The sequence below is a fragment of the Rhodoferax sp. genome, from assembly GCF_034520025.1.
Lineage (GTDB): Bacteria > Pseudomonadota > Gammaproteobacteria > Burkholderiales > Burkholderiaceae_C > Allorhodoferax.
On the sequence record NZ_JAXHNZ010000002.1, the window covers coordinates 1,409,721 to 1,428,861 of the forward strand.

The following is a 19,141-nucleotide window of genomic DNA, read 5'->3' on the forward strand; positions in this document are numbered from 1 at the left end:
AGGCCCAGCCTATTGCTTGGCAGCCGCCATAGGGGCTAAGCGGTCGTGGGTCCAACGCAGCAAATCCATCCACATCTGGCGCACTTCTGCGTCTTGGGGCAAGCGGCTCGCGCTGGGCAGCTCAATCGTGACCACCGGGATCCGCTGGTGAACACCAGCATAGTTCCCTAGCGACCCCGGAAAGATACCTACTTGGTCCAGATACAAGCGTCCGAGTTTGCTGGGAGGCACTGAAGGGCCGTCGAAATCCAGTACTCCGTAAGGTGCGTGCACACTGACGATCAAGTTAGGCCTGAAGCTGCCCATTTGCTCGAGCAAAAAGCGGGACTCTGGCTCAGACGCCGGTTTGTCACCCGGCCAGCGACGCGGGTCGCGCTTGGTGCGTTGCTCCCAATACAGCTTGGCGTCCCGAGACCAGTTGGGGGTAGGAAAATTGCGATTCAAATCTACGCCATCCGCATTCGTGCGCCGCGCAGGCTTGGCGAACAAACCATCAGGATTCAAGCTGGGAATAAATCGCCAGTGGATATTGTGCGCCGAATCAGAGAGCGGGGTTTGCGCAAGGCCCAACCAGTGATAAACCAAGGAGACGGAGGACATCTCGTCCCCGTGAATGCCCCCCACCACCAACACACGGAAATTAGGGTCCACGGCCGTCACATCGCGGCCCCAAATGACTCGGCCTTTATTAGAGCGGGCCTTCAAATCCTGCAGCGAAGCCGCTTCGCACATGGCCGGGCTCACGCTGGGTATTTTTGAAGAATAGTCGCCGCAAGCCCTCTTGATATCTGCATGAGCCGCTACAGAAAAAATAGCAAAAACAAAACTGGCAATAATTTCCTTGTGCATACAGGGAATTGTAAAGGTCGCCCGTCGCCCATGGTTTTGGATGGGCCGCCATGGCAAGGCGGTGAAAGCGCGTTAAATTCCAGAGATGACGCCCCCTGCTCGAGCACGATCTGCAATCCCCCCTGATTTTTCCAGCCAAGAATTCCGGCAAGCCTTGGGCATGTTTGCCACCGGCGTGACGGTGGTTACGGCCCAAGCCCACGATGGCACCCTGGTGGGCCTGACTGCCAACTCCTTCAACTCGGTGTCGCTCGCACCTCCGCTGGTACTCTGGAGCCTGGCCCAAAAGGCCGGATCCATGGAAGCCTTCAGCCGCGGCGCGCATTATGCGATCAACATTCTGGCCGCTGACCAGCAGGCTTTGGCTATGCAATTTGCCAGCAAAGGCATCGACCGCTTTGCAGGTGTCAGCTTCAGCCGTAGCGCCCACGGCGCACCGCTTTTGGCCGGTGCGGTGGCGCACTTTGAGTGCTTCAACCGCAGCCAGTACGAGGAAGGCGACCATGTGATTTTTGTAGGCGAAGTGGAGCGCTGTAGCCACCACGCAGGTGCGCCCCCCCTGCTCTACCATGGCGGTAAGTTCTACACCGAGCACCCGCTCTGAATCGCATGTCACTCCACCTGCCCCGGCCGGTCAAAGCAGCATTCCTCGGATTCTGGGACCTATTTACATCTGCCAGCCCGCTGTTATTCGCTGGGGCCGGCCTGATCTGGCTTGCCTATTGGTGGCTAAACCCGATGCCACCCAAACAGCTGACCCTGTTGACGGGCCCGGAGCAGAGCGCTTACGCCGAAATGGGCGATCAGTATGCCAAGCTGCTGCGCCAGCACGGAATCACGGTCCGACTGGTGCCCACAGAAGGGTCTGCGGACAACTTGCGCCGCCTGCAGGCCGGCGAGGCGGATGCCGGTTTTGTGCAAGGGGGGTCTGCCACAGCACCGACCGATGGCGACACAGAAGAACTCCTCACGCTAGGCAATTTGTTTGTGGAGCCTGTCTGGCTGTTCTATCGCGCTCAATCTGCGGCAGACATCTCAGAAACGGGCAGGCTGCAGTCCTTGAACCAGTTGAGCACCTTGCGAATCAACGCGGGTACCGCCGGTAGCGGCGTCCCGCACTTGATGGACACCCTGCTGGATATGCACCGCATGGACCCCAGAAAAGTCAAAATCTCGCACCTGGAGCAAACGCCCGCCACAGTGCAGATGTTGCAAGGCAAGCTGGATGCGGTGGTGTTCGCCTCGGCCCCGCTGGCCCCTATGGTGCAAATGCTGCTGCAAACACCCGGTATCCGGCTCATGGATTTTCCTCAGAACGAGGCCTATGCACGCCGCCTGCCGTTTATCACCCCGGTCACACTCCCGCGCGGCGTGGTCGATCTGGCGCGCAACATTCCAGCGCAAGATGTGCACCTGATCGCCACAACCACCAGCATGCTGGTGCGTGAGAGCCTGCACCCGGGCTTGCGCCAATTGCTGTCTCAGGCAACGGTACAGACACACGGGCAATCCGGCTGGTTCCAACGCACTCGCGAGTTTCCCAACGCATCCAACAGCGAGTTTCCGCTGGCGCCCGAAGCCGAGCGCACTTTGAAAAACGGCATCCCCAGCCTGCAGCGCTACATCCCGTTTACCTTGGCCAACCTTGTAGAGCGCATGTGGCTGGCACTGGGCATCATCATTGCCGTGCTACTCCCGTTGGGAAAAATAGCGCCTCCGCTGTACGCTTACCGCGTGCGGTCTCGCGTTTTCCGTTGGTATGGCGAACTCCGCGATATTGAAAGCCGACTCGAAGCCCACCCCGAAGACAAAGAAAAGTTGTTGGAAGAGCTGAACTCGATTGAATCCAAGGTGGAAAAAGTCATCCTGCCCCTGTCCTACGCGGATGAACTCTATGCGCTACGCAACAACATCGGCCTCGTGAGACAGCGCTTAACTACAGCTTAGCAATCACGCTGTTTTTCATGGCCTGCTGGGCCACCGCGTCCAGCGCAGCATCCAGCACGGTCTGTGCCGATATCACCCGCAATTGACCGGCGGCCACCAACTTGTCATGCGTGCGGCGGGTCATGGACTGGGTAGAGCCTGATGCGCTGGTAAACAAAAACAGCGTTCCATGCGGACTCGCCCAGGTGAGCTGCGTGCGAACCCAATCGTCATTGGACTGCAGCTCTACCCAAGAGCCGAGTGGCAGGCTGCCTGCGCCGATACCGGCGACAGGCAATTCGGCTTCCCGCGCCGTTGACGTCGATGACTCTGGTGCAACGCTGCCGGCAGAGGACGCGTCGTCAAGTTCCAGCAGATTCGACTCACTGGCTTCGGAGGGTGCAACCCAAGGGTCGCCGTCTTCTACCGGGCGATGAGGCACCGCCACAGCGACAGCGCGCGCGGGTGTCTCGGGCGCCTCTTTAGAGCGCGTCCAAGGATCCCGGTGCACCGCCCTGAAGGCCGCTTGGTGCAAGCCCATCAGTGCTTCAAAAAATGCGCCCACCTTGGTGGCAGGGTATTGGATAGTCTCCAGCCCATCACGCAAGGTTCCGAGCAAGAGCGGAACCAGTTTGGTGAGTTTGGGAATGTTCTTGGGTGCCAGGTCCGGATGGGTGCTCCACAACAACGCTGCAATCAGCGCTTGGTACCGGTCTGCCGCCGCAGAGCGACTGCCGCCTGCAAGCCGGGCCTGCGCAACCACTTGCGCCCACGGCCCGCACAAAAAATGCAAGACCACTTCGGGCACTTTGTTGGCATCCCGGTGCCCGTCGATCTCTCGGGCAATTTTTTCTGCCAGCAAGTTACGCTGTTCAGCCTTCTCCAAGGCCCTGACAGCCTGCGCGCGCAAAGCAGCTTGCTTGGAAGCCTCGTCGTCCCAGAGTGACTGCAGATGACTAAGAACACGCTCAAAATCCTCCGGGCTCGCATGCTCGCCCGTCAAAGGAGCAATTGCCTCACGCGCTTCGTCCAGATACGCCAAAAAGCCGGGACTACCGACTTTCGCAAACGCCAGACTGCGGTGCGTCAACTCTTGAACCAGCATCCGGGCAGCATGCTCTTTGTCAGTAAAGAAGCGCGGGTCAGCCAAAGCCAAACGCATCAGTGCAGGCTCCAGCCCGCGCACCAAAACCTGCACTGGTTCCAACAACCGCGGATCACGCGCCATGTTGTCCACCATCAGGCTCACTACTTCCAAACTCAAAGCCTGCGCAACCCCATTAGCAGTACGACGGATTTTTTCGCGTACATCGCCATCCACTGCCGCACGACTCTCAGGCGTGGCAGTACGGCGCTGCTCGAGCCGCTGGACCACACGATCGACTTGCCGCATTTCCGCCAGGGCCTCAAAGGCCGCAGGAACGGTAGCCGCAAAGTCGGTGGGCTCCGCGTCGTGCGCCCGATAACCCGCTTGGGGCGATTCAAAGTCTCGCTCGAACTGTTTTGCAAATGCAGCGACTCTGTGCGTCGTACCTGCAGAATCCAATTCACCTGCCAGCAGCAGGCGCAGCCTGTCCAGGGTGAGCAAACCAGGATCAACGACAGGCTTTGGGCGGCTCAACTCTTGGGCTATCAAGGCCTCACGCTCCGCACTGCCCGGTGCGCCATAGCGCGTGATCTCCATCTGCGCGGAGCCCGCACCTTCCGCGCGTTTAAAGCCAGCAGCACCCAAACCCGATCCTGCACTTTGCGAGACCGCATAACTTGCGGCCACCACACCTTGCGCGCGCAACCGGGCGACCAGGTCACGGTACAACACTTGAAGCTCACTGCCTAAAGCAGTTCCCATAACGGTGAGCCAATCCAGGCGCATGGACGAAGGAGCGGGCGTGCGCTCCACGGTATTGCGCAATGCCTGGATATAGGCCTCCGGACGCAAGGGGTTGCGCTCCGGGCGAACCGTAGGTAAGCCCAAAGCTGCACACATCAGGGCATTGAGTTCAGACAGGCTTACCTCCGCAGCCAGCATGACCATTTGCTGCGCTCGCGCCATGTTGACGCTCTCTTGCACCTGAAGCTCGTCCATCAGCTCCAGCTGATCAAACTGCACATCAGCGATGCTGGGCATCGATGTGCGAGGCGTATCCACCGGCTTGGTGAACTGCTCCATCAATGCTGCTTCGAAGCCCTTTTCCAGAATGGACTCGTGCGCAAGCAGTTGCCGCAGGGAATCCGCATGAACCTCTCGCTCCCTGAAGTCACGTGCCGCGCCTTCGCGCCCATGCAAGTCGCGGCGCAGTGCGGCGACGAGTTTGGCCATCAGGGCAGGACCGGCCGCCGCGGCTTCCTTCACAGTCGCTTGAAACAATGGCGGCGGGAGCAAGTGTCGATTTTGCATGCAGCAGCGCGGACCCTGTCAGTTCCAAAGAGGCTTACTTCAAGGCCTTGTAGCGCACGCGCTTGGGCTTGGCACCTTCTTCGCCCAGACGCTTCTTCTTATCGGCTTCGTACTCCTGGTAGTTGCCGTCAAAAAAGGTCCACTGGCTGTCGCCTTCGGCAGCCAGAATGTGGGTGGCAATACGGTCTAGGAACCAGCGATCGTGGGAAATCACCAGCATGGTGCCGGCGAATTCGAGCAGTGCATCTTCCAAGGCACGCAAGGTTTCTACATCCAAGTCGTTGGATGGTTCATCCAGCATCAAGACGTTACCGCCCGCGATCAGTGTCTTTGCCAAGTGCAAACGTCCCCGCTCACCACCGGACAACATACCGACTTTCTTTTGCTGGTCGCCGCCGTTGAAGTTGAAGCGACCGCAATAGGCACGGCTGGCCATCTGGAACTTGCCCACGTTCAGGATGTCGAGTCCACCGGAGACGTCTTCCCAGACGGTTTTTTCATCCGACAACGCATCGCGGTGCTGGTCCACAAACGCCATCTTGACGGTGGAACCAATGACGACTTCACCCGAATCTGGCTTCTCGCGACCGGCGATCAGTTTGAACAAGGTCGATTTACCGGCACCGTTCGGGCCGATGATGCCGACAATCGCGCCAGCAGGGATGTTGAAGCTCAGGTTGTCGATCAACACGCGGTCGCCAAAGGACTTGCTCACGCCCTTGAACTCGATCACCTGGCTACCCAAGCGGTCTGCCACCGGGATAAAGATTTCGTTGGTTTCGTTGCGCTTCTGGTATTCGAAGTCGCTCAATTCTTCAAAGCGGGCCAGACGGGCTTTGCTCTTGGCCTGGCGGGCCTTGGGGTTCTGGCGGGACCATTCCAATTCCTTCTTCAAGGCCTTGGCACGGGCTTCCTCGCCCTTTTGTTCGGCTTCCAAACGGGCGCCCTTCTGGGTCAGCCAATCAGAGTAGTTGCCCTTGTAAGGAATACCGGAGCCGCGGTCCAGTTCCAGAATCCACTCAGCGGCGTTGTCCAGGAAGTAGCGATCGTGGGTGATAGCCACGACGGTGCCGGAGTAGCGCTGCAGAAATTGCTCGAGCCAATCCACTGATTCAGCGTCCAAGTGGTTGGTCGGCTCATCAAGCAACAACATGTCGGGCTTGGAGAGCAGCAAACGGCACAAGGCTACGCGGCGCTTTTCACCACCGGACAGCACGCCGATATTGGCATCCCACGGGGGCAGGCGCAGGGCGTCGGCGGCAATTTCGAGTTGGTGCTCGGAATCCGTACCGGCGGTAGCGATGATGGCTTCCAGTTCAGCCTGCTCAGCAGCCAGTGCGTCAAAGTCGGCGTCTTCAGCGCCATAGGCGGTGTACACCTCGTCCAGCCGCGCCTTGGCCGCAAACACTTTGCCCATGCCAGCTTCCACACTTTCACGCACGGTTTGGGTGGGGTCGAGTTGGGGTTCCTGTGGCAGGTAACCGATGTTCAGGCCGGCCATGGGAATGGCTTCGCCCTCAATTTCCTTGTCCACACCGGCCATGATCTTGAGCAGGGTGGACTTGCCGGAACCGTTGGTACCCAAGACACCGATCTTGGCACCGGGGAAGAAGGACAAGGAAATGTCTTTAAGAATGTGCCGCTTGGGGGGCACGATCTTGCCGACGCGGTTCATGGAGAAAACGTATTGGGCCATTGCGATTCTGGTTATTCAGCGGTAAAGCCATATTATCGACTGCGCGGCAACCAAGCGATCATGGGTTTCGGTCTGAAGAGGTGTCAAACGCGTTTTTTACATCGTTTCGAAGAGCCTCACGGGCCACGGCATCGAGAGCGTTGTCCATGACATGGCCATCAGACACTAGCCGGATCAAGCCCAGCCCCCGCAGGCGGTCCATGGTGCTGCGCGACATGGAATGCGTCATGCCGCTGGCCGACAAAAACATGAACAAGGTCCGGTGCGGGCTCGCCCACGACAGCTGGGCACGCACCCACTCGCTACCCAAGGCCATATCGACCCAGGACCCGGTGCGCAGGCTCTCTGCACTCCAAGCATCGTGCAGCGCTTGGTCGGCCACTTCGGATGGCTCTGGCGTACCTTTGCGGGACACCTGCTGGCCATTGAAAAATCCGGAGTCTTCCGCTTCCATCTCGGCGAGCCAAGGATCGTCTTCTGGTGTCTCTGACGCGGCAGCGGCCTGTGGGCCTCCCGCAGGCGTTGCGTTTTGTGCGTCCCGGTGGGACACGTATTTGGCGTTATCAAAGGCCTGCTCATGGATGTCGATAAGGGCATCAAAAAACGGTGGGATCCGGTCTTCGGGGTAATCCACCAAAGCCAGCCCTTGCCGGACTTTTGCCAGCATCAGCGGCACTAGTTCGACCAGACGAGTCCTGTTTTTACGCACCAACCGGGGCTGCACACTCCAAATCAGGTCATCCACCAGTGCGAGATAGCCTTCTGCATCGTCCGCACCACCCGCGCTCCGCAACTGGACCTCGGCCACCACCTGCGCCCACGGCCCCCGCAAAAATGCCACCACGATGTCCGGTGCATTTTTAGAGGTCATGCGCTGCACGAACTCCTGGGCCAAGCGCTGGGCCAGCATGTTCCGCTGCTCCGCATGCATGAGGCTACGGGCCGCCTCGGCGGCAGCCTGCTTGTGCAGATGGTCTTCCTGCCCCCACGCTTCGTCCAACTTTTGCAACACTCGCTCAAAAGTGGCGGCACTTCCCTCGCTCCCCAAAAGCGCGGAGATGGCGTTTTCCATGTTTTGCCGGAAACGCGCGTAGCCCGGAGCCTCCTCGCTCTGGAACGCCAGACTCCGGTGCGTCATGCGGTCCAGAAAAACGCGCGCAGGGTGCTTGCGGTCTGCAAAAAAGCGGGAGTCTTGCAGAGACATCCGCTGCAGCAGGGGCTCCATACTCAGCACCAATTGCCGCACACCGGGCAACAAGCGGCGGTCTTGCATCAAATTTTCCAGCATCAGGCGCACGACTTCCTGGCCCAGCTCCTCGCCCAAGGCCTTGCCTCGCAGCGTCTCCCGCGCTGACGCCCTAGCGCGAGGCCGTGGCTGGCCGGCGTCCGCATCGGCCACTACTGCGCGCTCCGAGAGGCGCTTGAGCATCGGCTCGACCAGCTTCATATCCTCCAGAGCCAAGAAAGACGCGGGCACGGTGTGGGTGAAATCTGCATTCCCGGCTCCTGCCGGCCGCGGATCGAGCTCACCAGAGAGCAAACGACGCAATTTATCCAGCGTGAGCAAACTGCGTGACACAGAGGACGCCGGCGCGCTGGCGGTCAGCCCGAAAGGCTGGATCGTAGGGCCATACATCGGCACCGGCTCTACGCCCTGAGATTTCAGCCACTCGATCAACTCGCGGTACATCTGGTCCAGCGCGCTACCCAACAAACCAGCGGCAGGCGCCATCACTGACAAGCGCGCCTCATCCTCGGGCACCACTTGGACAAACGCCTCGCGCAAGGCGTGGACGAAAGCTTCAGGTTTGAGCGGGTTCAAATGGGCCTGCACGCTTGACCAGCCCATCAAATTGCTGATCAAGGCGTTCAGATTCGGCAGAACCGCCTCCACAGACCGGTTGACTTCCTGCTCATTGACCGCCAACTCAATGTTGACATCGATCTGCTCCTCTTCCAGAAACTGGAAATCGTCAAATCGAACAGGGCTGATGTTGGGCTTGCGGAAAGTGCCGCCGCCATACACCGCGCTACGCAACTCCACACGAAACACCGCCTTCAACTCCGCAGAACGGGCCAACAGTCGCTCGACGGTAACCTGCCGGACGGGATGCAGCTTGGCATGCAGGGTTTTGCCCCCGCCCACTTTGAGCATGGACTTCAGGCCTTCGAGCACATCATCCAGCAGCGGGTCGCACTGCTCCAGCACTGCATCGATACAAGCAGACAGCGTGGGCCGGGTGTTGCCGATTTCGTGGGCAACTCCGAGGCGCCGCAACAAGTATTTCTTCATGGTGACCGTATTCTCAGCGCCGCGAATGGGCTTCGCCAGTGTATTGACAGATTGTTACCCGCGCACATGCTATGGGCCTGATTCCGTGTCGACAAACCGACACTTAGCCAAGCCGTGCGACAATACGGCCCGTTGCAGCTATTCAGTTGCCTGCAATATCAGCACCTTGCTGGGGATCGCTACGTGACAGGGCATCCCACTTTTGAATCCATCTGCCTTTGACTGACTGCGCACCGAGTGTCCGCAGAACGGCTGATTCCCAAGCGTCCCGGACGGACGCATCTATCCAATGAACTTTGAAGAATTGAAGCTGGCACCTGCCATCGTGAAGGCCGTGCGCGAGCAAGGTTACGAAACGCCCACCGCCATTCAGGCGCAGGCTATTCCCCTGGTGCTCGAAGGCCACGACCTGCTGGGCGGCGCCCAGACCGGTACCGGCAAGACCGCTGCCTTCACCCTGCCCCTGCTGCACCGCCTCTCGATGAGCCGCAGCGCGGAGAACAAATTCGGCGGCACCGGCATCCGCGCCTTGGTGCTGACCCCTACCCGCGAACTCGCCGCCCAGGTGGAAGAGTCGGTGCGCCAATACGGCAAATACCTGCAACTCAGCTCCACCGTGGTGTTCGGCGGCGTCGGCATGAATCCGCAAATCTCCAAGGTCAAAAAAGGCGTGGACATCCTGGTGGCCACCCCCGGCCGCCTGCTGGATTTGGCCCAACAAGGCATGTTGGACCTCGGCCAGGTGCAAATGCTGGTGCTCGACGAAGCCGACCGCATGTTGGACATGGGCTTCATCCATGACGTGAAAAAAGTGCTGGCTTTGGTGCCCAAAGAAAAGCAAAGCCTGCTGTTCTCTGCGACCTTCAGCGACGAAATCCGCGAGCTTGCCAACGGCCTGCTCAAAAACCCACAAAGCGTGCAGGTCACCCCCCGCAACACCACGGTGCAGCGCATCACCCAGGTGATCCACCCCGTGGGCCGCGGCAAGAAAAAGGCATTGCTCGCCCACATCATCAACGAGCAAAACTGGAGCCAGGTGCTGGTGTTCACCCGCACCAAGTTCGGTGCCAATAACGTGGCTGAGTTTCTGGAAAAGAACGGCATCACGGCCATGGCGCTGCACGGCAACAAGAGCCAGGCAGCCCGTACCCAGGCCCTGTCAGGCTTCAAGAGCGGCGATGTGCGCGCCCTGGTGGCCACCGACATTGCTGCCCGCGGTATCGACATCGACGATCTGCCGCACGTGGTGAACTATGAAATCCCGAACGTGAGCGAAGACTATGTGCACCGCATCGGCCGCACGGGCCGCGCCGGTGCCGACGGTGCCGCGGTGAACCTGGTGTGCCTGGACGAAGAAGGCTTCATGCAAGACATCGAGCGCTTCACCAAGCAGAAGATTGAAGTCAAGGTCATCGAAGGCTTCGGCCCCGAGCCAGGCGAGAAGGGTGAACCCATCGCCATGGGTCGCCAGACCATCTGGGGCGGTGCAGGCAAGCCCCCTAGCCGTGACGTGATGCAGGCAGCCGCCAAGGCCGCCCGCACGGAAATGCTCCAGCGCGTGCGCGACAGCAAAGCCGCTCAGGGCGGCGGCCGCGCTGCGGGTGGCCAAGGTGGCGGAGGCAATGGCGCAAGCGGCGGTGGCCGTGGCGGCCAAGCGCCCCGTGGCAACGGTGGCGGCAATGGGGGCGGCCGTGGTCCGGACCGTGGCGGCGATTTCCAGCAACCCCGTTCGCAGGGCCCACGCCCCGCACAAAACCGCGGCCCACGCCGTGATGGCGGCAGCGCTGAGTTCCAGCCGCCCGCAGGCTTCACCCACGAAGGTCGCGCACCGCGCCCTTCTACTGCTCAACCTGACCCCATGCGCACCAGCGTCGATATGATGGCTGGCCGTGGCGCCCGCCGCGGTGGTGGCGGTGGCTTTGGCGGCGGTGGTCGCAGTGGAGGTGGAAATGGCGGCGGATACGGTGGTGGCGGCGGAGGCGGCTTCGGCGGCGGTGGACGCTCGGGTGGCGGTGGTCGCGGGGGCAACGGGCCTCGTGGGCCGCGCGGTCCTGGCGGCTCTTCTAGCCGATAAACACACCAGCGCGGTACACAGTCTGGGGCGGCGCACGCTGCCCTTGACCCACCCTAAGCTGACCCAACACATCGTCGACTTTGCGGCGCTCCCTGAGCTGCCGCAGATCGACGATGTTTTTATTTGTCTGGGTACCACCATCAAGGTGGCCGGCAGCCAAGCCGCATTCCGTGCGGTGGACTATGACGCTGTTATGGCTATAGCCCAGGCAGGACGTGCGCGGGGCGCTACGAAATTAGGAGTAGTCAGCGCCATGGGTGCGAATCCGGAATCGCGCGTGTTTTACAACCGTGTCAAAGGGGAGATGGAGGCGGCGCTCAGCAAACTGGGCTACAGCAGCATCAGTGTAGCCCGCCCCTCCCTGCTGGTCGGCAACCGTGGCCCGCTGGACCAGCCAGTGCGCCCGGGAGAGCACATCGGTTTGATGGCGAGCCGGATTTTCAAACCGCTGATTCCCGTGAACTACCTGCCGGTCCACGCAGCCGACGTGGCTGCGGGGCTCGTTCAAGCCGTCAAAACCGGGCAACCCGGCGTGCAACGCCTATTGTCGGGCGCACTCCAGGGCGCAGCGGTCCGTGCGGCGGAGGCTTAGCCCCTCACAAACAGAGTGATCAAAGGCTGGTCACCCAACTGGCGGCTCCAGTGGCCGTGGATGGCGGGGTCAAACGTGGCGCCTTCGGGCAGCAAATCTGCCGAATAAAAGTGCTGCCCGGGCCCGAACACGCGCGAACTGCCGTGCACGCCGATCTCCATCTGCCCTTGCAAAATAAAGCACCACTGGGTGTGCCCCGAGCAATGGAACTGGCTGCGAAAGCCCACCGGGCTGGTTCGCACCTGGTAGCCGCCCGACGCAAACACCTCCGACAGCATGGACTGCGGATTGCCCTCGTTTAACGGAATCGTCTCCTCACGGAACTTGGCAAAACCGTCGGTGTCGGTGTACAGAATGACTTGGGTGAAAGTGCTCATGGTGGGCCTTTAAAAGTTGGCCGGATTATTCACCATGCACAGACAGGGCAAAGACCCTCGTGCACAATTTAATGCATGCAATTCCTCCACACCATGCTGCGCGTTGGCAACCTTCAACGCTCCATCGATTTCTATACACAAGTGCTGGGCATGCAGCTGCTGCGCCAGTCCGAAAACCCCGAGTACAAGTACAGCCTCGCCTTCCTGGGCTTTGACGGCGGCAACCCCGGTCAGGCCGAAATCGAGCTGACCTACAACTGGGGTGTGGAGAGCTACGAGATCGGGACCGCCTACGGCCACATCGCCTTGGGCGTGCCGGACGCCTACGCCGCCTGCGAAAAGATCAAGGCCGCTGGCGGCAACGTGACCCGCGAGGCTGGCCCGGTCAAGGGCGGCAGCACCGTCATCGCATTTGTGACCGATCCGGACGGCTACAAGATCGAACTGATCCAGAAGGCACCGCAAGAAGCGGGCGTAGGCCTGCGGTAACACAAGGCGGTTCATTGCAGCAGGCTTGGCAATTTCGTAGCTGGCAAACATACACGCTACAAACTTCATAGCTACCCACGCAATAAAAAAGGGCGCTAGAGCGCCCTTTTGCTTATAAACCGCCTTGCGCCTTACTTGCGCAGCGCCTGCGTGTCTTTCGCCAGCTGGGTGATCTTGTCCCACTCGCCCTTGGCCATGGCATCGGCCGGCACGATCCACGAACCGCCTACGCACACCACGTTGGGCAGGGCCAAAAACTCGGGCGCGTTTTGCAGGGTCACGCCACCGGTGGGGCAGAACTTCACGTCAAAAAACGGGCCGCTCCAGGCCTTGAGCATGGCAGGGCCGCCGGCTTGCATGGCAGGGAAGAACTTGAGCTGGGTGAAGCCGTCTTCCTGCGCCATCATGATTTCGCTGCCGGTGGCTACACCTGGCAACAAAGACAGGCCCAAGTCACGGCAGGCTTGGCCCACAGCGCTGGTGTAACCGGGGCTCACGGCAAAACGGGCGCCCGCGTTGGCGGCGGCTTGCGCATCTGCCTTGCTGCGCACGGTGCCGGCGCCGACCACGGCTTCGGGCACGTCACGGGCAATGGCCTCCATGCAGGCCAGGGCCTGCGGGGTGCGGAGCGTCACTTCCAGCATGCGCACGCCACCAGCCACAAGGGCGCGGGCCATGGGCACAGCGTGGGCCACATCGTTCAACACGATCACGGGGATAACGAGGGCGTCCTGCATGACTTGCAGGGCGGTAAAGGCGGGGGCTTGAGACATATGAATTCCAGATCGACGTTGTAGGTTCAGGTTCAGAGCCAGGTGCAGGCGCCCTCTTCAGCGGCCAGTGCATTGCGGCGGAAGTTGGCGAATAGTTCGCGGCCCATGCCGATGCCATTGGCAGCGCGCAGGGCTTCGGGCATGGTGTCCAGGGGGCGTGCGGCCCATTCGGCATCGCTCACCAGCACTTGCAGGGTTTCGGCGTTGGCGTCCAGGCGAATGATGTCGCCATCGCGCACCTTGGCCAAGTGACCGCCGGCCGCCGCCTCGGGCGACACGTGGATAGCGGCAGGCACCTTGCCCGATGCGCCACTCATGCGGCCATCGGTCACCAAGGCTACGCGGTAGCCCTTGCCTTGCAGCACGGCCAGTGGCGGCGTAAGTTTGTGCAGCTCGGGCATGCCGTTAGCCTGCGGGCCTTGCCAACGCACCACGCAGATCACATCGTGGTTGAGTTCATCGGCGCTAAAGGCCTTATGCAATGCGTCTTGCGAGTCAAACACGCGGCAAGGCGCTTCAATGATGTGGCGGTCTTCGGGCACGGCAGACACTTTGATCACGCTGCGGCCCAGGTTGCCCTTGAGCAGCTTCAAGCCACCACTGGCGCTGAAGGGGCTGCTGGCCGGGCGCACCACGCTGTCGTCTTTGCTTGCGCCGGGGTCTTGCCATTGCAAGCTGCCGTCCGCTTTGGCCGAAGGAATCGCGGTGAATTCACGCAAGCCACCGCTACGCACGGTGAGCACATCGGCGTGCATAAAGCCGGCATCCAGCAGCTCGCGGATCACGTAACCGGGGCCGCCTGCCGCCTGGAACTGGTTCACGTCGGCGCTGCCGTTGGGATACACACGGGTCAGCAAGGGCACCACGTCCGACAGGGACGAGAAGTCGTTCCAATCAATCACGATGCCCGCGGCGCGAGCCACAGCCACCCAGTGGATCAAATGGTTGGTGGAGCCGCCGGTGGCCAGCAGCGCCACCATGGCATTCACGATACAGCGCTCGTCCACCACCTCGCCGATGGGCGCAAAGCGCTTAGCTTTGGTGATGCCCAGTACGGTGCGAACGGCTTCGCGGGTCAATTCCTGGCGCACACCATCGCCGGGGTTGATGAAGGCAGTGCCGGGCACATGCAGGCCCATGGCTTCGAGCAGCATCTGGTTGCTGTTGGCAGTGCCGTAAAAGGTGCACGTGCCTTCGCCGTGGTACGCAGCGCTTTCGGCGGCCAGCAGCTCGGGGCGGCCGACCAAGCCTTGGGCGGCTTTTTCGCGGACCTTGGCTTTTTCGTTGTTGGGCAGGCCCGAAGTCATGGGGCCGGCTGGCACAAACACGGTGGGCAGGTGGCCGAAGTGCAGTGCGCCGATCAACAAGCCGGGCACGATCTTGTCGCACACGCCCAGCATCAGGGCGGCATCAAACACATCGTGGCTCAGCGACACGGCAGTGGCCATGGCAATGGCGTCGCGGCTGAACAGGCTTAGCTCCATGCCGGCGGTACCTTGGGTCACGCCGTCGCACATGGCGGGCACGCCACCCGCCACTTGGGCTGTTGCGCCGTGCTTACGGGCTTCCACCTTGACCAGATCAGGGTAGTGCTGCAGGGGCGCGTGGGCGGAAAGCAGGTCGTTATAGGCGTTGACGATGCCGATGTTGGCACCCTTCTCTTCCACAATTTTGAATTTATCCAAGCCGGTGACGCGGGTCTTGTCGGCCTCGGGCATCGCGGCAAAGGCATGAGCGACGTTGGCGCAGCCCATGCGATCAGCGCCGGGTTTGCGGTTGGCCATGTGCGCGACTTGGGCCAGATAGGCGCTGCGGGTGGCGGCACTGCGCTCCACGATGCGGCGGGTCACCGCCTCCACAACAGGGTGCAAAGCGACGGGGGTAGAGGTGGTGTCTGGCATATGTTTCTGTAACTAAATTACACCTTCGATGGTAACTTGGAAACATGTGATTGTGTATAGCCCGAGTTACCAGGCGGGTACAAACTGGCGGGGCCATGACCTGCCGCAATGCGCGGACAAGGGCTGGTTTCTATACTCTGGCCATGACATCTATTGCCGACCTCCGCAAAAGTTACGAACGCGCCGAACTCGATGAACAGGCCTCCCAACCAGACCCGCTGCTGCAGTTTGACCGCTGGTTGCAAGAGGCCATTCAAGGTGAGGTGCCTGAGCCAAACGCCATGACCGTGGCCACCGTGGGCAGCGACCTGCGCCCCAGCACCCGGGTGGTGTTGATCAAAGGGTTTGATGCGCGCGGCATTGTGTGGTTCACCAATTACGAAAGCCGCAAAGGCAAGGCCCTTGCGGGCAACCCGTATGCCGCGCTGCAGTTCCATTGGGTGAAGCTGGAGCGGGTGGTGCGTATTGAGGGGGTGGTAGAAAAAGTGAGCGAAGAAGAGAGCGACACCTACTTCCATAGCCGCCCGCTGGATTCGCGTATCGGCGCATGGGCATCCCCGCAAAGCGAGGTCATTCCCGGCCGGACGGTGCTAGTCACCAACGCGGCTAAATACGCCGCTCAGTTTCTGCTGCAGCCACCGCGCCCACCGCACTGGGGTGGTTACCGGTTGAAGCCTGACCAGTGGGAATTCTGGCAAGGTCGCAAAAGCCGCTTGCATGACCGGCTGCGTTACAGCCAGGGTACCGACGGCGCGTGGTTGCGCGAGCGGCTGGCACCCTAGCACCCACAGGGCTTGGACCCCTGTTCCCTAAGGCGCTGATTTTGGTAGGTACTGGTCCGAAGTGACGCCCATGGAGACGTAAATACTGGTGACGGCCTCCATGCCGATATCGGCGGGCTCCACCCAGTCCGGTGGCACATACAGCAAGCCGCCTCCCACCGGAACTGGTGCGGTAGGCACCAGCACCCCCAGATAAGGCACCCCGCCAATCATGACCGCCTGCGGCGTTGACAGGAAACCGAGCACCGCGGTTCCTTGTTTACCAGCTCCGGCAGCGGTAGTGGCATTAGCAGCGTCCGGCTGTGGCTTGCCGCCGAAATACAGCCACACCGGGGACAGCGACTGCAGCTCCGCCCCCTCTTTGCGGCCCAGCAGACCGACCAGCTTTTGCGCCACGTCGTACACAGTGCGGACCACGGGAATGCGCTGCAAAATTGTTTCTAACAATCTGGCAGCACCCTGCTCCAGGCCCCGCTCCACCATCAAACCAAACGCATAGACCAGCACGACCACCAGCAATAGGCCCAACAGGTAGCCGATGATCTCGGACTCGGTCAGCCCCAAACCAATGCCGGTGAGCATTTGCCCGAATGCACTGCCAGGCCCAAGCCAGACCGCCAGCAGACTGAAAAGCCACGAGAGCAGGAGCAAAGTTGCCGCCAAAGGCAAGAGCGCCAGCGCCCCGGTGAGCAGCGTGCGCAAGGGGTGTTTCAGCTTGAAGTTCATGTCTCGGGATTTCCTGCAAAAAGTGACCGGCCGCGCACCCGCGCCCACACCGCCACGGCGGCGGTCCCGAGGGCGATACCCACGGCATCGGCCAGCCAGTCCATCCAGTCGCCTTGGCGCCAACCGGTCAATGTCTGTGCGTATTCAATGCCAGCACCAAACAGCAACAAACCCGCCAGCACACGCGGCACAGCCAAAGGGTAGGCCAGCAAGCCCAACACCGCGAGTGCCGCGAAACCCAGGGTGTGCTGCGCCTTGTCCCAAAACACCAGGCTCGAGGGCACCTGCTCGTTGGGCATCAGGCACATGACAGTCGTCAAGACCACCAAGACCCAGAAGGCGACTTTCCAAAATACGCGGACCCGATGCAACGTCACAAACACCTCTTCCTCCGGCTCAGCCAACCCACAGGGGCAGCAAGTACATCACCAGCGTCACCGTGAAAAGCGCCATCACGGTGGAGACCACCACGCTTGCGGTGACCAACTCTTCGGCCTTCTGGTAGCGCTGGGCAAACAGAAACACGTTGGCACCAATCGGCATGGCTGCCGCCATGACTAACACGGTGAGCGTGATGCCGCGCAAGCCTGCCGCATAGCCCACCAAAGCCATGAGCAAGGGGTGCAGCAGGTTCTTGATGCCAGCAATCAGCAGGGCCGCACGCAGGTGCTGGCCGATCGAGGTCTGGGCGAGTGTCACTCCCATGAGTACCAGCGCCACCGGGCTGAAGGCATTGGCCAGCAATTGCAGAGGGCGGTCTACCACCTCTGGCAGCACCCAGCCGGTTTGCGCAAACAACAAGCCGGCAATGATGGGCATGGGCACGGGGTGCAGTATGGCGTTGCGTACTGCAAGCCCGACCGTTCGCAGGTGTTGGGCCAAGGTGTGGGCGACATCCGCTCGCTCCCGGGCGCTGCACAGCTCCAGAACCACCGTGGTCATGGTCAACAACACCAGCGAGTGCATGGAGATCAAGGTGAAGAGCACCACCAATGCCTCTTTACCGTAGGCCAGCCCGATCAACGGAATGCCGATCATGGCGGTGTTGCTGAAAATTCCCGACAAGGCCAGCACCGCCGCCCGGCTGCTCCCTCCTTGGGTGAACAGCAATGCAAAGAATAGACCGGCAGCAGTGGCGAAATACATTGACAGCGAGCCGAAGTCGAGATGTGCCACATCCACCGTGCTCATGGTGCGAAACAGCAACGCCTGAATCAGCACCAGAAAGACCAGGTTGCTCAGGTCGCGCACCGCCTCCTGGCGGATGACATTGAACCTGCCACTCAGGTAGCCCACCAGTATCAGGAGGACGACCGGAAGCAGGGAAGAGAGTACGGGGTTGTCGAGCGGCATCCGGCTGCGGCTACTTCACAGCCACAGCATCGGTCATGCGGTAGTACAGGCCATAAGGGTCATCGTTGAGCACCGCGAACTGGCCCTCGACCACGACGGCCTCCATGGAATATTTCACCGGGGTCTTGGTCTTGACCTCGATCATGCTCTCCGGGCCGCCCGGCATACAAAACGAACACGTCAAGGGGACTGAACTGATGAGAAAGTGCTTTTGCTTCTCACCGGGCTCCAACGGCATCATGAAGCCTTGCACCCGCTGGGTTTTTTTGTGGAGCGCCTGAATGTCTGCCGGGAACACTGGCAGCAGGCGGTTTTTTTCATTTTTGGTTTTTACTGCGGTCAGCACCGACCAAGGCAGCACATCGGCCCGATCCTTGAGCGGAGCGAATGGGCTATTGGCGCCATGAACACCGGCGCCCGTGCCTGCGGGCACACCCGGCACACCGGGCATCGGTGAGCTGAGTTGCGCCACCGCGGGCAAGGCGCCCAGAAAAGCAGCACAGGCCAAAGCCAATGGGAGACGACGGGTAACAACGGAAACTGCACGCATAAAACACCTCGGGATAGGCCTACAGTTTAGTGCGCCACCACCAAAGCCCCCACATCAGCCGGCCTTGCCTGGATCACAGATCAGTGCTCGTGTTTCATGCCGCAGAACTTACCAATGGCAATGCCCTTGCAGGCGGCTTGCAGTTCTTTGTTGCACACCGCTTCGCCTTTGCCGGCCTCGCGGCACTTGGCAGCAGACTCGTGGGCTGCGGCCATGGCACGGTGCTTGGTGATGTCTTCGCGGGTTTCTTTGTCAGTTTCCGCCGCTACAGAAAACATAGCTGCTTGCGCAATTAATACGAGGGCTAGAAGGCTTTTTTTCATAAATTTCCTGAAGTGAAGTAACAAACGGTACGAAGCGAA

General features: G+C 60.8%; 18 protein-coding genes. 6 read left to right on the forward strand and 12 right to left on the reverse strand.

Annotated elements, in window-relative coordinates; all coding sequences use genetic code 11:
- Nucleotides 1–9 precede the first annotated feature (9 nt).
- Nucleotides 10–849, reverse strand: a complete 840-nt coding sequence (locus U5L73_RS15005; RefSeq protein ID WP_322563090.1) for a M14 family murein peptide amidase A — start codon at nt 847–849, stop codon at nt 10–12.
- An 85-nt stretch (nt 850–934) separates the two neighbouring features.
- Between U5L73_RS15005 and U5L73_RS15010 the strand changes: the two genes are divergently transcribed.
- Together U5L73_RS15010 and U5L73_RS15015 are read left to right on the forward strand one after the other, a co-directional pair.
- Nucleotides 935–1,453: a flavin reductase family protein gene (locus U5L73_RS15010; RefSeq protein ID WP_322563091.1), complete on the forward strand. Its 519-nt coding sequence runs from the start codon at nt 935–937 to the stop codon at nt 1,451–1,453.
- A 5-nt stretch (nt 1,454–1,458) separates the two neighbouring features.
- On the forward strand, nt 1,459–2,796 hold the full coding sequence (locus U5L73_RS15015) for a TAXI family TRAP transporter solute-binding subunit (RefSeq protein WP_322563092.1): 1,338 nt from the start codon (nt 1,459–1,461) through the stop codon (nt 2,794–2,796).
- Here U5L73_RS15015 and U5L73_RS15020 read toward each other — a convergent pair.
- From U5L73_RS15020 to U5L73_RS15030, 3 genes are read right to left on the reverse strand one after another with little or no spacing between them, the layout of a single operon-like run.
- Nucleotides 2,786–5,173, reverse strand: coding sequence for a DUF1631 family protein (locus tag U5L73_RS15020; RefSeq protein ID WP_322563093.1), 2,388 nt, complete (start codon nt 5,171–5,173; stop codon nt 2,786–2,788). The two genes, U5L73_RS15015 and U5L73_RS15020, sit on opposite strands and share 11 nt — an antisense overlap.
- Before the next feature lie 34 nt (nt 5,174–5,207).
- Entirely contained in the window at nt 5,208–6,869 is a 1,662-nt protein-coding gene (gene ettA, locus U5L73_RS15025; protein ID WP_322563094.1) for an energy-dependent translational throttle protein EttA, read from the reverse strand.
- 58 nt (nt 6,870–6,927) lie between these two features.
- Nucleotides 6,928–9,162, reverse strand: a complete 2,235-nt coding sequence (locus U5L73_RS15030; protein ID WP_322563095.1) for a DUF1631 family protein — start codon at nt 9,160–9,162, stop codon at nt 6,928–6,930.
- A gap of 289 nt (nt 9,163–9,451) precedes the next feature.
- Here U5L73_RS15030 and U5L73_RS15035 point away from each other — a divergent pair, with 289 nt between their 5' ends.
- Both U5L73_RS15035 and U5L73_RS15040 read left to right on the forward strand, forming a co-directional pair.
- Complete coding sequence (locus U5L73_RS15035; protein ID WP_322563096.1) at nt 9,452–11,236, forward strand: DEAD/DEAH box helicase; 1,785 nt, start codon at nt 9,452–9,454, stop codon at nt 11,234–11,236.
- A 43-nt stretch (nt 11,237–11,279) separates the two neighbouring features.
- Nucleotides 11,280–11,828 (forward strand): epimerase, encoded by a 549-nt coding sequence (locus U5L73_RS15040; protein ID WP_322563097.1) that lies wholly within the window; start codon nt 11,280–11,282, stop codon nt 11,826–11,828.
- Here the strand turns inward: U5L73_RS15040 and U5L73_RS15045 are convergent.
- The gene (locus U5L73_RS15045; RefSeq protein ID WP_322563098.1) at nt 11,825–12,205 is read right to left on the reverse strand and encodes a hypothetical protein; all 381 of its coding nucleotides are present in this window, start codon (nt 12,203–12,205) and stop codon (nt 11,825–11,827) included. The genes U5L73_RS15040 and U5L73_RS15045 overlap by 4 nt on opposite strands.
- 75 nt (nt 12,206–12,280) lie before the next feature.
- Between U5L73_RS15045 and gloA the strand changes: the two genes are divergently transcribed.
- Complete coding sequence (gene gloA / locus U5L73_RS15050) at nt 12,281–12,694, forward strand: lactoylglutathione lyase (RefSeq protein WP_322563099.1); 414 nt, start codon at nt 12,281–12,283, stop codon at nt 12,692–12,694.
- A gap of 131 nt (nt 12,695–12,825) precedes the next feature.
- On the opposite strand, the gene eda is transcribed toward gloA, so the two are convergent.
- Entirely contained in the window at nt 12,826–13,467 is a 642-nt protein-coding gene (gene eda, locus U5L73_RS15055) for a bifunctional 4-hydroxy-2-oxoglutarate aldolase/2-dehydro-3-deoxy-phosphogluconate aldolase (RefSeq protein WP_322563100.1), read from the reverse strand.
- A gap of 32 nt (nt 13,468–13,499) precedes the next feature.
- Nucleotides 13,500–15,368, reverse strand: coding sequence for a phosphogluconate dehydratase (gene edd / locus U5L73_RS15060; RefSeq protein ID WP_322563101.1), 1,869 nt, complete (start codon nt 15,366–15,368; stop codon nt 13,500–13,502).
- Between the two features lie 143 nt (nt 15,369–15,511).
- Here edd and pdxH point away from each other — a divergent pair, with 143 nt between their 5' ends.
- Entirely contained in the window at nt 15,512–16,150 is a 639-nt protein-coding gene (pdxH, locus tag U5L73_RS15065) for a pyridoxamine 5'-phosphate oxidase (protein WP_322563102.1), read from the forward strand.
- A gap of 27 nt (nt 16,151–16,177) precedes the next feature.
- On the opposite strand, the gene U5L73_RS15070 is transcribed toward pdxH, so the two are convergent.
- From U5L73_RS15070 to U5L73_RS15090, 5 genes are all read right to left on the reverse strand, one after another.
- Nucleotides 16,178–16,876, reverse strand: a complete 699-nt coding sequence (locus U5L73_RS15070; RefSeq protein WP_322563103.1) for a DUF502 domain-containing protein — start codon at nt 16,874–16,876, stop codon at nt 16,178–16,180.
- Nucleotides 16,873–17,253: a VanZ family protein gene (locus tag U5L73_RS15075; RefSeq protein ID WP_322563104.1), complete on the reverse strand. Its 381-nt coding sequence runs from the start codon at nt 17,251–17,253 to the stop codon at nt 16,873–16,875. The genes U5L73_RS15070 and U5L73_RS15075 overlap by 4 nt, the downstream gene beginning before the upstream one ends.
- A gap of 19 nt (nt 17,254–17,272) precedes the next feature.
- Nucleotides 17,273–18,229 (reverse strand): AEC family transporter, encoded by a 957-nt coding sequence (locus U5L73_RS15080; protein ID WP_322563105.1) that lies wholly within the window; start codon nt 18,227–18,229, stop codon nt 17,273–17,275.
- A gap of 10 nt (nt 18,230–18,239) precedes the next feature.
- Nucleotides 18,240–18,779, reverse strand: coding sequence for a DUF3299 domain-containing protein (locus U5L73_RS15085; protein WP_322563106.1), 540 nt, complete (start codon nt 18,777–18,779; stop codon nt 18,240–18,242).
- Nucleotides 18,780–18,859: 80 nt separating this feature from the next.
- Entirely contained in the window at nt 18,860–19,102 is a 243-nt protein-coding gene (locus U5L73_RS15090; protein ID WP_416221320.1) for a hypothetical protein, read from the reverse strand.
- Between the last annotated feature and the right edge of the window lie 39 nt (nt 19,103–19,141).

Bases quoted from the DNA above. Each gene is read 5' to 3' on its own strand.
- U5L73_RS15005 (WP_322563090.1), bottom strand. From the start codon at position 849: ATGCACAAGGAAATTATTGCCAGTTTTGTTTTTGCTATTTTTTCTGTA.
- U5L73_RS15010 (WP_322563091.1), top strand. From the start codon at position 935: ATGACGCCCCCTGCTCGAGCACGATCTGCAATCCCCCCTGATTTTTCC.
- U5L73_RS15015 (WP_322563092.1), top strand. From the start codon at position 1,459: ATGTCACTCCACCTGCCCCGGCCGGTCAAAGCAGCATTCCTCGGATTC.
- U5L73_RS15020 (WP_322563093.1), bottom strand. From the start codon at position 5,173: ATGCAAAATCGACACTTGCTCCCGCCGCCATTGTTTCAAGCGACTGTG.
- ettA (WP_322563094.1), bottom strand. From the start codon at position 6,869: ATGGCCCAATACGTTTTCTCCATGAACCGCGTCGGCAAGATCGTGCCC.
- U5L73_RS15030 (WP_322563095.1), bottom strand. From the start codon at position 9,162: ATGAAGAAATACTTGTTGCGGCGCCTCGGAGTTGCCCACGAAATCGGC.
- U5L73_RS15035 (WP_322563096.1), top strand. From the start codon at position 9,452: ATGAACTTTGAAGAATTGAAGCTGGCACCTGCCATCGTGAAGGCCGTG.
- U5L73_RS15045 (WP_322563098.1), bottom strand. From the start codon at position 12,205: ATGAGCACTTTCACCCAAGTCATTCTGTACACCGACACCGACGGTTTT.
- gloA (WP_322563099.1), top strand. From the start codon at position 12,281: ATGCAATTCCTCCACACCATGCTGCGCGTTGGCAACCTTCAACGCTCC.
- eda (WP_322563100.1), bottom strand. From the start codon at position 13,467: ATGTCTCAAGCCCCCGCCTTTACCGCCCTGCAAGTCATGCAGGACGCC.
- edd (WP_322563101.1), bottom strand. From the start codon at position 15,368: ATGCCAGACACCACCTCTACCCCCGTCGCTTTGCACCCTGTTGTGGAG.
- pdxH (WP_322563102.1), top strand. From the start codon at position 15,512: ATGACATCTATTGCCGACCTCCGCAAAAGTTACGAACGCGCCGAACTC.
- U5L73_RS15070 (WP_322563103.1), bottom strand. From the start codon at position 16,876: ATGAACTTCAAGCTGAAACACCCCTTGCGCACGCTGCTCACCGGGGCG.
- U5L73_RS15080 (WP_322563105.1), bottom strand. From the start codon at position 18,229: ATGCCGCTCGACAACCCCGTACTCTCTTCCCTGCTTCCGGTCGTCCTC.
- U5L73_RS15085 (WP_322563106.1), bottom strand. From the start codon at position 18,779: ATGCGTGCAGTTTCCGTTGTTACCCGTCGTCTCCCATTGGCTTTGGCC.
- U5L73_RS15090 (WP_416221320.1), bottom strand. From the start codon at position 19,102: ATGAAAAAAAGCCTTCTAGCCCTCGTATTAATTGCGCAAGCAGCTATG.